Annotated in this window: 15 protein-coding genes; 5 read left to right on the top strand and 10 right to left on the bottom strand. The window is 41.6% G+C overall.

The window, feature by feature from the left end; translation table 11 throughout:
• Nucleotides 1–136: 136 nt before the first annotated feature.
• The 4 genes from ZOBGAL_RS06465 to ZOBGAL_RS06480 all read right to left on the bottom strand — a co-directional run bounded on the left by ZOBGAL_RS06465 (nucleotide 137) and on the right by ZOBGAL_RS06480 (nucleotide 4,932).
• The gene (locus tag ZOBGAL_RS06465) at nucleotides 137–1,252 is read right to left on the bottom strand and encodes an imelysin family protein (RefSeq protein WP_013992728.1); all 1,116 of its coding nucleotides are present in this window, start codon (nucleotides 1,250–1,252) and stop codon (nucleotides 137–139) included.
• Between the two features lie 4 nt (nucleotides 1,253–1,256).
• Nucleotides 1,257–2,681 carry a di-heme oxidoreductase family protein gene (locus ZOBGAL_RS06470; protein WP_013992729.1) on the bottom strand — a complete coding sequence of 475 codons (1,425 nt, stop codon included), beginning with the start codon at nucleotides 2,679–2,681 and terminating at the stop codon, nucleotides 1,257–1,259.
• A gap of 69 nt (nucleotides 2,682–2,750) precedes the next feature.
• On the bottom strand, nucleotides 2,751–3,926 hold the full coding sequence (locus tag ZOBGAL_RS06475) for an imelysin family protein (protein WP_013992730.1): 1,176 nt from the start codon (nucleotides 3,924–3,926) through the stop codon (nucleotides 2,751–2,753).
• Between the two features lie 160 nt (nucleotides 3,927–4,086).
• Complete coding sequence (locus tag ZOBGAL_RS06480; protein ID WP_231854803.1) at nucleotides 4,087–4,932, bottom strand: DMT family transporter; 846 nt, start codon at nucleotides 4,930–4,932, stop codon at nucleotides 4,087–4,089.
• 231 nt (nucleotides 4,933–5,163) lie between these two features.
• On the opposite strand from ZOBGAL_RS06480, the gene ZOBGAL_RS06485 reads away from it, so the two are divergent.
• On the top strand, nucleotides 5,164–5,574 hold the full coding sequence (locus ZOBGAL_RS06485) for a hypothetical protein (RefSeq protein WP_013992732.1): 411 nt from the start codon (nucleotides 5,164–5,166) through the stop codon (nucleotides 5,572–5,574).
• 108 nt (nucleotides 5,575–5,682) lie between these two features.
• Nucleotides 5,683–6,105, top strand: a complete 423-nt coding sequence (locus ZOBGAL_RS06490) for a hypothetical protein (RefSeq protein ID WP_046287800.1) — start codon at nucleotides 5,683–5,685, stop codon at nucleotides 6,103–6,105.
• Between the two features lie 31 nt (nucleotides 6,106–6,136).
• Here the strand turns inward: ZOBGAL_RS06490 and gldD are convergent, their stop codons facing one another.
• The 4 genes from gldD to mutY form a co-directional block, all read right to left on the bottom strand.
• Nucleotides 6,137–6,691 (bottom strand): gliding motility lipoprotein GldD, encoded by a 555-nt coding sequence (gene gldD / locus ZOBGAL_RS06495; protein WP_013992734.1) that lies wholly within the window; start codon nucleotides 6,689–6,691, stop codon nucleotides 6,137–6,139.
• On the bottom strand, nucleotides 6,678–7,997 hold the full coding sequence (locus tag ZOBGAL_RS06500; protein WP_013992735.1) for a gliding motility-associated protein GldE: 1,320 nt from the start codon (nucleotides 7,995–7,997) through the stop codon (nucleotides 6,678–6,680). The genes gldD and ZOBGAL_RS06500 overlap by 14 nt, the downstream gene beginning before the upstream one ends.
• Before the next feature lie 170 nt (nucleotides 7,998–8,167).
• A complete protein-coding gene (locus ZOBGAL_RS06505; RefSeq protein ID WP_013992736.1) occupies nucleotides 8,168–8,632 on the bottom strand; it encodes a single-stranded DNA-binding protein in 465 nt (154 codons plus the stop codon).
• 132 nt (nucleotides 8,633–8,764) lie between these two features.
• The gene (gene mutY, locus ZOBGAL_RS06510) at nucleotides 8,765–9,811 is read right to left on the bottom strand and encodes an A/G-specific adenine glycosylase (protein WP_013992737.1); all 1,047 of its coding nucleotides are present in this window, start codon (nucleotides 9,809–9,811) and stop codon (nucleotides 8,765–8,767) included.
• 179 nt (nucleotides 9,812–9,990) lie between these two features.
• Here mutY and ZOBGAL_RS06515 point away from each other — a divergent pair, with 179 nt between their 5' ends.
• The 3 genes from ZOBGAL_RS06515 to ZOBGAL_RS06530 all read left to right on the top strand — a co-directional run bounded on the left by ZOBGAL_RS06515 (nucleotide 9,991) and on the right by ZOBGAL_RS06530 (nucleotide 12,734).
• Nucleotides 9,991–10,281, top strand: coding sequence for an HU family DNA-binding protein (locus ZOBGAL_RS06515; protein WP_013992739.1), 291 nt, complete (start codon nucleotides 9,991–9,993; stop codon nucleotides 10,279–10,281).
• A 298-nt stretch (nucleotides 10,282–10,579) separates the two neighbouring features.
• The gene (locus ZOBGAL_RS06525) at nucleotides 10,580–12,127 is read left to right on the top strand and encodes an Rne/Rng family ribonuclease (RefSeq protein WP_013992740.1); all 1,548 of its coding nucleotides are present in this window, start codon (nucleotides 10,580–10,582) and stop codon (nucleotides 12,125–12,127) included.
• 133 nt (nucleotides 12,128–12,260) lie between these two features.
• On the top strand, nucleotides 12,261–12,734 hold the full coding sequence (locus tag ZOBGAL_RS06530; RefSeq protein WP_013992741.1) for a regulatory protein RecX: 474 nt from the start codon (nucleotides 12,261–12,263) through the stop codon (nucleotides 12,732–12,734).
• A gap of 13 nt (nucleotides 12,735–12,747) precedes the next feature.
• Here ZOBGAL_RS06530 and ZOBGAL_RS06535 read toward each other — a convergent pair whose 3' ends face one another.
• Both ZOBGAL_RS06535 and ZOBGAL_RS06540 read right to left on the bottom strand, forming a co-directional pair.
• On the bottom strand, nucleotides 12,748–13,245 hold the full coding sequence (locus tag ZOBGAL_RS06535; RefSeq protein ID WP_013992742.1) for a DUF6646 family protein: 498 nt from the start codon (nucleotides 13,243–13,245) through the stop codon (nucleotides 12,748–12,750).
• Between the two features lie 37 nt (nucleotides 13,246–13,282).
• Nucleotides 13,283–14,149 carry a cupin-like domain-containing protein gene (locus ZOBGAL_RS06540; RefSeq protein WP_046287380.1) on the bottom strand — a complete coding sequence of 289 codons (867 nt, stop codon included), beginning with the start codon at nucleotides 14,147–14,149 and terminating at the stop codon, nucleotides 13,283–13,285.
• Nucleotides 14,150–14,175: the final 26 nt, after the last annotated feature.

Here is a 14,175-nt window from a genome sequence, read left to right on the forward strand (position 1 = left end):
ACGCGGTCGAGGGTGTGGGTTCTTTCCCATTCCTCGACCGTTTTTTATTTCATGACCTTAGCATCTTTCGCAAAGGGCTGAGCAACACTAAACCCTTGTCACATAATAGATAACAACCTAAAGCCAACTATCACTTTTAATCTCCATCGTTATCATTAAAAGTAACCACAATATTAGCTGCACTAGAATAGTCATTTTTCAGCAAAGCAATAATCTCCGTAACCGCATCCCTTAATACCTCGATTTTTTCAGGGTCATTCTTCGTAAGCTTTTTTAAGCTCGATTCCGTATCCCCGAACAAAGCAATGGCTTCATCAAACTTCGCAAGTATTAAATCGTTTAAATCCGACCGGTCCAAGACGTCGACCAAGTAATCTTCCATTCCGAAGCCTTCCCCTTCAAAATTACCGGTATAGGTCTCTTTTAGCGCTTCCAAATTCACAAGAATGGCTTCTCTTGAAGTTTCGCTAAAAAAAGCCTCCAAACCTAATTCCGGACTATCAGGAGCGTTAATTACCTGCTCTAGCTTTCTCAACTTAATGGTCTCCAATTCCGCTATGACGGCGTTTACCGCTAAATTCTGACTCCCGTTCACCCCACTTTCAAGTCGGGTCTTAAAAGATGATGCCGTAGCCTTCCACAATTCTTGCAAGTTCTTGGCATTCGTATTTAGGTTTTCGGCCAATGACACCAAATAATCTAAACGGTTTGTAGCATTTTCATCGGAACTCATTTCACTTAAAATTCCCTTTTCCGAAGTATGAAAAAGCAAATACTCCATAGCTCCATACCCTTTTGACAAAACCCCTAAACTGGCAATATAAGCTTCATCAATAACAGCAGCACCAGCTATATTCCCTTCTATAGCCTGGACGTTTACCGGCCACTCATGAATTTGCGCATGCACAAAAGAATTTCTAATCACACCTATGTTATAAATTTCGCCTTGCTCCCAAAACATAAAAGCTTGCGACCAGCTGTTCTTTAGATTCGCTAACGATGTTGTCGTAGGCATTTCTTTAAATGCCTTGGCGACCTCTATTAAGTTTTCGGTCAAAGCAATATGTTCCTCCTGAAGCGGCTCAATTTGAGTATCGTACAAATTCTCAAGTTGCAAGCTACGCCCTTCTTCAACACTGGTCATTTCTGCTACAGCCTGGTTATCATCAGACCCACAGGACATGCTCAGGACCAGGACGCCAAAAAATAAACCTATATATACTATTCCCTTTGGGTATTCCATCTTATCCATTAGATTACAAGGTTTCAATAAATTTTATGATTTGAGTACGTTCCACTTTGTCAAGGGCCATAAAACGCTTCTTTATAGTTTCCGCTTCCCCTCCATGCCATAGTATGGCCTCTTCAATATTTCTTGCTCGGCCATCATGGAGCAAATTTGTATGGTCGTTAACAGTCTTGATCAACCCAACACCCCATAAAGGCGGTGTTCTCCATTCATTTCCGCCAGCCTTAAACTCAGGGGCATTATCGGCAAGGCCGTCTCCCATATCATGCAAAAGCAAATCCGTATATGGTCTAATAGTTTGGTTTGACAAGACTTCGACATCAGAAGCACCAGTTTGAAAAGTTGCCACATGGCAGCCCGAACAATTAATGGCGTTAAAAAGTTCTTTTCCGTGAAGCACATCTTCGTTATCAAAATCACGTCTAGCCGGAACTGACAAGGTAGATGAGTAAAAAGCTACTTTATCTAAATCTTCATCGGGAATTTCTGGGCTTCCACCATTAGCAATTTCATCACAGTCTAATTCTGAATTACAATTCTCTTCCGGGAATAAAGAAGAAGTAATGCCCAAATCTCCCGAAAATGCAGCCGCCACTTGTTGTTTTATTGTAGGTTGATTGGCTTTCCACCCGAACCGTCCCAACTTTAAGCCTGCCGACTCAACATCATACACGTAATTCGCACGACCGGAAATACCATCGCCATCAGCATCGTTTTCATCTTCATAACTTAGCAAGACCGATTCAGGAATGGCCTCTAAAAGTCCAAGACCAACCATTTGATTAGCCACTCTCGGCGATATCTGAACTGCTGGATTCAAGGCTCCATAGTTTAGGTCAAACATTTCATAAATAGGTTTTTGCAAATCTACAATACTACCATCAGGGTAGGTTGTAGCTACAGTTTCATAGGTAATCCTTAAAGTTCCTTCTCTTTCAACACCCAGAATACTATTATCTTGAAATTGTCCGCCGTATACAGGATCAGGAAGGGTACCCCCATTGGCATTAGTTCCCGGTAAGGTCAAACGTAATAACAGACCATGTGCCAACTCGCCTATAAAAGCAGGTGGACGCCCCCTACCATCTTTAAAATGGCAACCCGAACACGAACGTGCGTTAAAAAAAGGCCCTAATCCATCTCGTGCCGTTGTTGAGGCCGGGGCAGTAACCCAACTTTGATTGAACAAGGAGTTCCCTACACCAAAAGCAATCTGCTTCTCTAAAGACAGACCGTCTACCGAAAAACCGAAGGCATCTGGAGAAAATATAAAAGAGGTTGCTTTTCCGCCGGAAAGCTCTTCCCCTTCTTCTGCAACCAAGGGAGCATAATCATCGCTATTGCAAGAAGTAGTCAACACGAAGAGCAACAGACCGAATATTAACCCATAATTGACAGCAGCAATTCCGATTTTATGGCTTGATGGTTTCATAATTAATGTAAAACATGAAACAGGGCTGCAACAAAGCAACCCTGTCTTAAATATTGTGAACAGCCGACACTAGTTGATTCCCAACGGCGCTTTTGCTTCTAGCAATTTATTTCCAAAATCGGTAAGCGCTACAACCGCCTGTTGCACCTTTGCACCCTCAGTTCCAGTCACGCCCTGAGCAATGGCAAGGTCAAAAGGAATGGCCGTTGCGCCAACCGCTGTTTCGGCAGCCGCTAGCAGAGCATCTAGTTCCGAAGCCAAATCCCCATCTGCTTCACTGATCAAATCTGCCAATGAGAGTCCGTCTACAGCTCCATAAGACCCCGTGTATACATTCTTGATTCCTTGTAGATTCAATCTAATATCACGGTGCGTATTATCACTAAAGCAAGAATGTTCATCTTCTTGATCTTGCTTATTTAATGCAACTGCCATTCGCTCTACAGCCAATTCGCTACTTGACAACTCAGCAATACTAGTAAGCATATTACTTAAAGCTTCTTCTTCTGATAAAGCCAAAAATGTAGCTCTATAACTTGTCGACCAAGCATCTACCACTTCTTCAAGGTTGTCCACCAATAATTCCGCTATAACTTGTAAATACACTCTTCTTCTATCTTGATTGGCTGCGGTACCGTCATCTACGAAATCAGTATACGGTCTTTGCCCACTTAATTTTTCAGAGGGATCCGTATTATCTTGGCCCCAAAGCAAAAACTCAATAGCATGATACCCTACAGAAACATTTTCTTCCGTATCACCTTCACCGTTCTTAACAACTAAATTTTCTTTGGTAATCTCAAAAGTGGCCCCATCGTCATTTATTAGACCTGCAGTATCGTCTCCCTCAACATAATCTACATAGGCCTCATCCATAGGCCATGAGTTCAACAAGCCTTCTAAATCTTCGGTATCACCAGAATCTATTGGGCCATTCGCAAAACGAAAAGCTTCCGTAGTACCATAAGACTCCCTAGATGCCAACCAAGCTGTTTTAGATGCTTCAAAATTAACTTCTGTTGGGTCGGCAACGAATGTTTCAATTGCCGTTTGTAACGCTTTAGCATCGGCAAGCGCCTGTGCATAATTAGCCTGAACTATATCTGCATAATTTTCCATCACATCGGCACGCACTAAAAGTTCTTCTCCCCCATCACCAGGAGTACTGTTATCATCACTTGAACATGCCAATATTACTAGGGCAAACACACTTAATACATACAACTTTAGAATTCGCTTTATCATTTGATTTTATTTAGACCATTTTTAAATAGCAACGCAAATATATTTTTTCAAAACGAATTAAACAATATTTATTTAGATTAAATACAGATAGTGCGGAGTAGAGCAAAAAGCCCGCCTAAACAAGAGAGAGCATACTGAAACAAGGAAAATCAGGACTCGACTACTTCTTTCGTCTATTGACCATCCATACCCCCAACAAGATAATTACCCCTCCAATAAGCTGGTAAGCGTTTAAAGACTCTCCATCCAGCACGGCCCAAGAAATGGCCACCAAAGGAATGGTATAAGTTACGGAAGCCGCAAAAACCGGACTGGACAAGTATATCAACTTATTAAAAAAGATATTGGCTATCGACGTCCCTATGATGGCCAAGGCCAACAGATACCACAAGGAAGTCTGCATACTCGGGTTTCCTTGGACCTCATTAAAAAAACCGGAATAAACGACCAAGGCCAAGGCAGGTAGAAACGCAATGGCAAAACTAGATGTGGTAACCGCCAAAGGACTCAAGTGAGACAAATGCTTCTTAACAATATTGATGTTCAAGGCATAGCCCAAGGCCGATAACAATATAAATATGGCATACCAATAATTCTGATCCGGATTAAAGTCCATTCCGGCAACGATCAGGGCTATCGTTCCGCCCAAACCAATGAACACGCCAAGCACCTGTCGTTTGGTAATAATTGCGCCAAAAAGAAGCACCCCAACGATAGTGGTCAACAAGGGTACTACCGAATTAAAAATAGAAGTCACCCCACTATCGATCTGGGTTTGCGCCAAGGCGAATAAAAAAGGAGGAAAAAAAGAACTTAACAAACCGGCCCAGGTTATCCATTTCCAATCTTTTAGATTTAAGGAACGTACCGATTTAAAACCCACCAAAAAAAGGACCAAGGAGGCAAATACAATGCGCAGACCTCCCAATTGCATAGGCGTAAGCCCAACCAAGGCCTTCTTTATCAAAATAAAGGAAGAGCCCCAGACCAACGATAAAAGAATCAAGTATAGCCACTTTTTGTTGTAATCGCTCAAGGTCTTGCCGTATTATATCCCGTCATTGGAAATAAGCCACAAAAGTGCGATTTTTTATTGAGAAGCTTTCGAATTTAGCCCCGTATCTACATGCCTTTTTATTCAAAAAAATTAGATATACCCCTAACAAAAAGATCAATTCGGGCCACAGACACACCTTAACCATCGCAGGAGTATTATATTTGCAAAAAAGAACTAACAATGAAAAAAATAATAATGGCATTGGTCATAGCATGTACCGTAATTACGGTTTCATGTAAGTCAAAAGAAGAAAGCAACCAAATGAAAACCGTGATGGCCATTCACGATGAAGTAATGCCCGAAATGGGAAAAATAGGCAAATTAGTTGGCGAGTTGAGCAGCAAGGAAGACAGCACCGAAATAGGCCTCGAATACAAAAAAGCCCGTAAAGACCTTCAAGCGGCCCACAAATCTATGATGGACTGGATGCAGAATTTTGGCTCTAGATTTACCTCAGATGAAATCTTGAACGGAGCAGCGCTATCAAAAGAAAAGCAAGCCTGGTTGGACGAGGAAGAAACGAACATTGAAAAAGTGCGCGACCAGATAAACGGAAGCATCAAAAATGCCGAAGAATTATTAAAAAAGTAGGGCAAAAGCTACCGTACAACGAAAAAACATAGCGTTAACGGACAAACAGGGCCTTGGCTCTACCGAAACCGTATTTTTACCTTGCTTAATTACAACGGTTATATGGCTATGAAAAACTTATTCTTACTACTTACCACTGTTTTGGTTTTGGGTACACCTAGCGTTAGTGCACAAAATGACGCTGCCGAACCCACTAAAATGGAAGAGGTTATGGAATCGCACGACAGGGTCATGGACAAAATGCCCATGGTCTCTAAACTCATAAGCAAATTACAGACCAAGGCCAATGCCTCTTACGAAAAAATGAAATACGAGAACGCGATAGCCGACCTTAAAAATGCCAATAAATCCATGATGACCTGGATGGAGAATTTCGGTAAGCGTTTTACGGCCGACGAAATGTTCAAAGGCAAAAAGCTAAGCGCACAAAAGAAAAAATGGCTATTGGAAGAGGAAAAGAAAGTTGCCTTGCTCGACGAAGAGATAGATTTGAGTATCGCCCAAGCAAAAACTACCTTAGGCATAGAATAAGAAATATCTTTTTATTTTAAATTTTACCCCCTTATTCCTTCCATTTAAGGGTTTCCATGATACCGCGAATGTCGTTCTGAAGATAGGCCGCTGCCGGATAAATGGAATCGTAGTTGGGTTTTGTATAGAAATACAAAGAACCCATCACAAAGTTATCGGTGCTATCAGTGGCGTAAAACTGCGCCTGCGAAGCGGCATTCCCACTGACTTGATAATACATTCCGTATACCTTTTTTTCATCGTTTACAAAAGGCTGTTCCGTGATTCCGTCGGCTTTTACCGAGTGTTCATAACTCAACTTTTGGGCATCTGAAAGCAATTTATCGATATTGCCATCCACCTTTTTATAGTTGATATAGATTTCACCCTTCATTTCAGGATATTCAAGGGTCAACGCGGTTTCGGTACGTGTCTTGATCTTGGCCTTGGTGTTGTACGTAAACTCGAAATGGTCGGTTTGCAGCTCGCCTAACTTCGGTGCCTCGTACTCCAAACGCAATTGCGCCTTGGGCTTGGGCAACACATCTTCCTTACAGCCGATGGCCATTAAAAAAACAATAAAAAGCAATGGGCTACATTTCAACATTTTGGGGCAAGGTAATTTTTATCTGTTTCAGTCTTTTCTTGTCTAAACTCTCCACAACAAATCGATAGTCTTTAAACACCACGGTTTCTCCCCGCTTAGGGAAGCTTCCCGCTATTTCGAGTACGAAACCGGCAATGGTCTCCGACTCTCCTTTTTGCTCTTCAAATTCGTTCTCGTTTTCAATTTTGGTCACACGGTAAAAATCTTTCAATGCCGTCTTTCCATCAAAAACAAAATTAAAATCATCCAATTTTGAAAACACCAAGTCCTCATCATCGAACTCATCACTGATGTCACCTACTATTTCCTCAATAATATCCTCCAAGGTTACGATCCCCGAAGTACCTCCATATTCATCGACCACGACGGCCAGGTGGTTTTTCTTCTCTTGAAATTCAAGTAAAAGATCGTCAAGCTTTTTGTTCTCGGGCACAAAATAAGGTTCCCGAATAAGCGACATCCAATTGAATGTCTTTCTATCGATATAGGGCAACAGGTCTTTAACGTAGAGCACCCCCAATACATTGTCCATGTTTTCGGAAAAGACGGGAATACGCGAATATCCATGCTTTTTGATCTCGGCCAAGACCTCTATAAACTTCATATCCTCACTAACCGCAAAAATATCTATACGCGGGCGCATCACCTGTTTGGTATCGGTATTGCCAAAAGTAACAATTCCTTGTAGGATCTTCTGTTCCTCCTTAGTGGTATCGCCATCTACGGTAAGCTCCAACGCCTGTGAAAGGTGGTCTACACTAAGATTGGATTTTTGTTTTCCCAACTTATCGTAGAGAAATAGGGTACCGGCCCTCATAGGTAGGCTCAACGGCGAAAACAGGAAATCGAGCATTTTCAACGGATAGGCCATCAAATGTGCAAAGAGCACCCGGTTTCGATTGGCATACACCTTAGGCAAGATTTCACCGAACATCAATATAAGAAAAGTAGCGACTACAACTTCCAATAAAAACCTGAGCCATTCAAGTTCTATATTGGCAAAAAGGCTGTTGCCAATGGTACTGAACAGCAGTACCACCCCAATATTGATCGCATTGTTAGCGATAAGAATGGTAGCCAAAAGCTTTTTGGGCCTTTCCAAGAGCTTGGCTATAATATTGCCCCGCACACTTTTCTTTTCCGCAATCTCGTTTACATCGGTCGGCGAAAGGCCAAAAAAGGCCACTTCAGCACCCGAAATAAGGGCCGAGCATATCAGTAGGAGTATTAGAATAGTAATTTCCAGTGCAAAAGCACTTCCGAAATTGATAAAGTAAGGCTGTAAACTAAGGGGGTCAGGGTCCAACGGTCAGTAATTTAATAATAAACGGAGGTTCGTGAACAACACTTTGATCCACACCCCTTTTCAAAAGAGCAAGTAAAGTTGCGATACTTCTTAACACTAAATCGGTCTGAAAACAATCGTATCATAATGTTTGGCTATACCTCTTGTTTACTAAAATTACTCATTTTTATTTAGAATGGAAGATCATCGTCTTCTTCTGGTCTAACTAACGGAGCCTCTTTAGGGGCACTCGATGTATTTGAAACGGTATTTTGGCGAGCTTGTTGCCCTCCCGATTGCTGATTTGCCATACTTTCTTTTTTGGTAGAAAGAAATGTAAAATCTTGTACGTGAACCTCGGTACTATAGCGTGTATTGCCATCTTCACCTTGCCACTGCCTATTTTTAAGGCGACCTTCAACATACACCTTATCACCCTTGCTCAGGTACTTTTCACATATTTCGGCAGCTTTATTCCTGACCACGACATTATGCCAATCCGTATTGGTTACGCGTTCTCCGGTCTGCTTATTGGTATAGGTTTCATTGGTGGCAATAGGAAAGCGGCCAATGCATCCTCCTCCTTCAAAATAGTGCATTTTAACCTCATCGCCCAAATGCCCAATCAACATAACTTTATTCAACGTACCACTCATAATCTTCCTTTTTTGCAATTTGAATCTACAAATATACTCGTTTTTTGGCCTTCGCTACCAAGTGTTTCCTATGGGAGCCTAAAATTTACGGGATAACCCTGCCCCAAAAGAAATTCACAACAAAGGACCCTTTCAAAAATACGATTTTTTAAAGCTTCTTAAAAAGTCTGCAATTAACACGGGTACGGGGTATGTGTCGGCTTCTTCGAACGAAATTCCATTCTTAGGAAGTTCCTTTGTACGTACCACCCAAAAGCTGGTATACAAATGCTGGTGCGACAATTTATGAACAATGGCCTCTGGATTGAAAAGGTCTATGGAAACCGGGTCTACCTTATGGTTCATCCCCTCAAAATACCGTTGAAAATGGGATGGCGAAAGTTTTTCGGGGGATTCTATAAGCGGGAATTGCCATAAATTTTCCCAGATTCCCTTCCCTTTGCGCTGTTCAAGCACCGTTCGACCATCTTCGGAAACAAAAACAATGTAATTAAAATACCTCGACCTGACCTTGGTCTTTTTTAATTTTAACGGAAGATCGCCCACGCGCTTCATTTGAAGCGCCACACAACTTTCATTCAACGGACACACCTCACAATCAGGACTTTTAGGCACACATTGAATGGCCCCAAATTCCATGATACCCTGATTATAATCCCTAATTTGGCCCACATCCATCACCTCTCTCGCCAATTTTTTGAAATATTTAACACCTTCGGTACTATTGATGGCCAAATCGACTCCGAAGTAACGCGCCAATACCCGATAAACATTACCATCTACAACGGGTTCGGGCACATTGAAACAAATGCTTGCAATAGCGCTTGCCGTATAGTCGCCCACCCCTTTTAACCCAAGTAATCCGCCATAGGTTTCAGGGAAAACACCCCCATATTGTTCACTCACCATCTTGGCCGCGGCATGCAAGTTTCTAGCCCTTGAATAGTAGCCCAAACCTTGCCAAAGCTTCAAGACTTCAGCCTCCGAAGCACGGGCCAAATCATCTACTTTCGGGTAGGTCTCAACAAATTTAAGGTAGTAGGGAATACCCTGTACCACCCGAGTTTGTTGTAATATGACCTCTGACAACCAAATCTTGTAGGGATCCGTAGAACCACGCCAAGGCAGGCTCCTTTTATTAACTTGGTACCACTTGAGAATTTCCTCTGAAAAGTTCATTATGCCCTAAGGTTAAACCACAAAACTAATGGTTTCGCGATCGATATGTATTGCCAAGAAGGCGCCAGAAATAAAAAGAAACGGTGAACGACTTAAAATTAAGTCTTTAGCAGGAAAGATTAATTTTAATTTATATATTTGCATCCCAAAAAAATTATACTGAAAATTTAACACGAAAGATGACGAAAGCAGAAATTGTATCGAAAATCTCAGACAAGCTGGGAATTGAAAAAGGAGATGTACAGGCCACAGTTGAGAGTTTTATGGAAGAGGTAAAATCTTCTTTGGAAGGTGGAGATAATGTTTACCTTCGTGGTTTTGGCAGTTTTATCATTAAAACAAGAGCTGAGAAGACCGGAAGAAACATCAGCAAGAACACCACCATTAAAATACCGGCACACAATATTCCTGCATTTAAGCCCGCTAAGGTCTTTGTAGAAGGTGTCAAAAGCAACGTACAAGTTAAATAAATATACTAACTAAAAGTAGAATTTTATGCCGAGCGGTAAAAAAAGAAAAAGACATAAGGTGGCTACCCATAAACGCAAGAAGCGTAGGAGAGCTAACCGACACAAGAAAAAATAATTGCCAGGGGTTGAAAAAATTTTCAGCCCCTTTGCTTGTTTTTTCATCACATACGTTCATTGACATAGAGATTTAAGAAAATTTCGGCGGATTTTATAGTCCGTTTCAAGCATTGTTTAATCTATTCGTTCACACTATATATCTATTTTTATATAGGGGCCGAACGAATACAAATACATTCAGGTGAATAGAGAATTAATCGTAAGATCTAGTTCCGATGCCGTCGATTTTGCCCTGTTAAAAGATGGAAAGCTCACTGAATTGCATAAAGAAGAAGACAACAACAATTTTTCTGTTGGTGACATATTCTTGGCAAAGGTACGCAAGCCGGTAACCGGTTTGAACGCTGCCTTTGTAAACGTAGGTTATGAAAAAGATGCCTTTTTGCACTATCATGACCTCGGGCCACAATTGGCCACTATGCTTAAATTCATCAAGGGCGTGAGTACCAACAAAATCAAGGATTACTCACTTGCCAACTTTCCATTCGAAAAAGACATTGACAAAAATGGCGTTATTACAGACGTCATTAAAGCAAATCAATCATTACTGGTTCAAATCGTTAAAGAACCCATTTCTACCAAAGGACCCAGAATTAGCTCCGAACTTTCCATTGCGGGGCGTTATTTGGTGATGGTACCCTTTTCTGATCGCGTTTCCGTATCCCAAAAAATTGGAAGCAACGAAGAAAAAGACAGGTTAAAAAGACTCGTAAGAAGTATAAAACCTAAAGGTTTCGGTGTCATTATCAGAACAGTGGCCGAAGGCAAAAAAGTAGCGGAATTAGACAAAGACCTAGAAAACTTGTTGGCCAAATGGTCGACAATGTGTAAAAAATTGTACAAGGCACAAGCACCTTCAAAGGTGTTGGTCGAGCTCAATAGGGCATCTTCCATCCTTAGGGATGTTTTTAATGATTCCTTTACAGGAATACACGTAGATGACGAAACCCTTTACGAGCAGATCAAAGATTATGTGCTAGAGATTGCACCTGGAAAGGAATCTATAGTAAAACTGTATAACTCGACCGTTCCTATTTTTGAAAAATACGGGATCGAGCGGCAGATAAAAACTTCTTTTGGCCGTACCGCCAGCATGAGCAAGGGCGCGTACCTCATTATAGAACATACCGAAGCATTGCACGTTATAGACGTAAACAGCGGTAACCGTTCGAACAAGGCCAAGAATCAAGAAGACACAGCTTTGGAAGTCAACCTTTTGGCAGCTTCAGAAATAGCCAGACAGTTGCGCTTGCGCGATATGGGCGGAATTATCGTAGTCGATTTTATAGACATGGTAAAAGCGCCGCACCGTAGAAAACTTTTTGACCATCTTCGCGATGAGATGAAAGATGACCGGGCCAAGCACAAAATATTGCCTCCGAGTAAATTCGGACTTATACAGATTACCAGACAACGGGTACGGCCCGAAATGAACATCAAGACCACCGAGGAGAATCCGAATGGTGGGGGCAAAGAAATAGAAGCCCCAATTGTCTTGATAGACAAAATTAACGCCGACCTTGAAAAGTTGTTGAAAGGACCCAAGAAAGATAACGGAATTACACTTAACATTCATCCGTTTATCGCGGCCTATATTACTAAAGGTTTTCCTTCCATACGTTCTAAGTGGTTCTTAGAGCATAAAAAATGGATTAAAATTCAACCTAGGGATGCGTATACGTATCTTGAATACCGCTTTAAGGATAAAGACGGTAAAACCATATATTAAGAATTTAAAAGCGACCTTCGACTACGATGGTCGCTTTTTTTATGCCCACTATTTTACGATCACCACCCCAACCGTTTGGTGCGTAAAGTGTATTTTCGCATAAAGAAACACTTCAATCCAACCCAATACCCCCATGAAAACGGAACGCGCTTATTCCATAGAAGAAGCCAAAAGAAAACTGGAAGGCTACTGCGCCTATCAAGACCGTTGCCATAAGGAAGTGGTCGCAAAGCTTCGTGAAATGCGCATGATTCCCGAAGCGATCGACCAAATCGTGGTGCATTTGATCCAAGAAAATTTTTTGAACGAAGAACGCTTTGCCCAAAGTTTTGCCCGAGGCAAGTTTTCCATAAAGAAATGGGGCAGAAACCGCATTGTAAGCGAGCTGAAGCAACGCAATATCTCAAAATACAACATTGCCACGGCCCTTAAGGAAATAGACCCTGAAGACTACCTAAAGACCTTAGACGCCCTAGCAGAGAAAAGATTGGCCCAGATTACGGAACGCAATCCGCAAAAACGAAAGAAAAAATTGGCAGACTACCTCTTGTACAGAGGATGGGAAAGCCACTTGGTCTATGAAAAGCTAAAAGAGCTCGTACCCTAGCAACAAATTCCTCCTATAAAAAATTGAACACTGCCCCGATATTCACCATAAACTGGTTGTGTAATTTCTCGGCAGGTTCCAAATCTTCTATTTTATACTTTGCTATAGGGAAACCGATTTCGGTATAAATACCCAGTCCGTCGGAGAAAAAGAAACGCGCCCCTGTGTGAAACCCGAAATTCTTAAGTCCTAGATCCAAACCCGGATATATATCGACTTCATCGCTAAGGCCGATGATATTCCCCAAATGAGCACTAAAGCGGGCCTTTAGATCAAACCGGTCCCAAGTACTGGCCGAAACGCTTTCATCTATACCCAACAAATAGGTCGAAGTTGCGCCAATAGATATATTTTCGCCCAGACCAAAGTCATATGACGCCATTATTCCGGTACCATTATTCTGCAAATTGGCACCTACCTGAAACTTTTGATCATCTCTACCTTCATAAGCCTGTGCAGAAACAAAAGTAGTCGTAAGAAGTAAGCAAACGGATAAAACGTAGAATTTCATTTAAAGTGTTTTTTAAGGAAAAGGATATTCAAAAAAATTATTTAGCTGCTAACTTGGTGGTTCGCTCAATCGCCCTTTTATTTTTACCGTCTATCCATTTCTGACCTTGTATCTTTCGCATTAAAACGTCAAAATTACGCATTACGAAAACATTATAAAGCCCCTCGGCGAAATTTATAGGATTCTTTGGCCAAGATCTTAGGCTCATGGAAAAACCTGGGGTTTTATATTTCATATAATGCCAATACCCTTCGGGCATATAGAGCACCTCCCCGTGATTGAGTTCCGCCTTAAAACCTCTGGCATTCCGCAAGGCCGGCCATTTTTCATAATCGGGATCGGAGAAGTCTATGCTTTCGTGCGCTATAAGCGAATTAGGAACCTTATAGAGGTATTTCGTTTCGGATGGTGCAAATAAGATACACTCCTTTTTTCCTTCAAAGTGAAAATGAAAGATATTCGACATATCAATATCGTAATGCATGAAAGTATACGATTCCCTTCCTCCAAAAAAAAGCATCGGTAACTTTTTCTTTAATTTCAATCCGAAATCGGGAAATTGATAGTCTTTTTGCAACTGGGGCACTTCCTTGAGTACATTCCAAAGAAAAATGCGGTATTTGGTAGGCTCTGCCTTTAGCAAATCTATGTATTCCGACATTTTCATTTGGGCGTGGGGCTCGTTAAAACCATCTTTATGGCTTACGGGCCGATCATCGTACAGGGGAACGACCTTGTCTCCCGCGACCTCACGGATATAATCAAGGTTCCACTTTTCAAAAGCGGGCCAATTTTCTATCGCACGCTCTATCACCACAGGTTTCTGCGGCTTAAAATAATGCTCTAAAAAGTCTTCCTTGGTTATAGTAGATACCCTAGGAACAGCAGTTAACTTCAATGGAATCTTTATTGCAGTTTAAGCGGCAAATT

This window comes from Zobellia galactanivorans (assembly GCF_000973105.1).
GTDB classification, from domain to species: Bacteria; Bacteroidota; Bacteroidia; order Flavobacteriales; family Flavobacteriaceae; genus Zobellia; species Zobellia galactanivorans.

Excerpts from the sequence above, each read along its gene's own strand:
- ZOBGAL_RS06465 (WP_013992728.1), bottom strand. The coding sequence starts at position 1,252 with ATGGATAAGATGGAATACCCAAAGGGAATAGTATATATAGGTTTATTT.
- ZOBGAL_RS06470 (WP_013992729.1), bottom strand. The coding sequence starts at position 2,681 with ATGAAACCATCAAGCCATAAAATCGGAATTGCTGCTGTCAATTATGGG.
- ZOBGAL_RS06475 (WP_013992730.1), bottom strand. The coding sequence starts at position 3,926 with ATGATAAAGCGAATTCTAAAGTTGTATGTATTAAGTGTGTTTGCCCTA.
- ZOBGAL_RS06485 (WP_013992732.1), top strand. The coding sequence starts at position 5,164 with ATGAAAAAAATAATAATGGCATTGGTCATAGCATGTACCGTAATTACG.
- ZOBGAL_RS06490 (WP_046287800.1), top strand. The coding sequence starts at position 5,683 with ATGAAAAACTTATTCTTACTACTTACCACTGTTTTGGTTTTGGGTACA.
- gldD (WP_013992734.1), bottom strand. The coding sequence starts at position 6,691 with ATGTTGAAATGTAGCCCATTGCTTTTTATTGTTTTTTTAATGGCCATC.
- ZOBGAL_RS06505 (WP_013992736.1), bottom strand. The coding sequence starts at position 8,632 with ATGAGTGGTACGTTGAATAAAGTTATGTTGATTGGGCATTTGGGCGAT.
- mutY (WP_013992737.1), bottom strand. The coding sequence starts at position 9,811 with ATGAACTTTTCAGAGGAAATTCTCAAGTGGTACCAAGTTAATAAAAGG.
- ZOBGAL_RS06515 (WP_013992739.1), top strand. The coding sequence starts at position 9,991 with ATGACGAAAGCAGAAATTGTATCGAAAATCTCAGACAAGCTGGGAATT.
- ZOBGAL_RS06530 (WP_013992741.1), top strand. The coding sequence starts at position 12,261 with ATGAAAACGGAACGCGCTTATTCCATAGAAGAAGCCAAAAGAAAACTG.
- ZOBGAL_RS06535 (WP_013992742.1), bottom strand. The coding sequence starts at position 13,245 with ATGAAATTCTACGTTTTATCCGTTTGCTTACTTCTTACGACTACTTTT.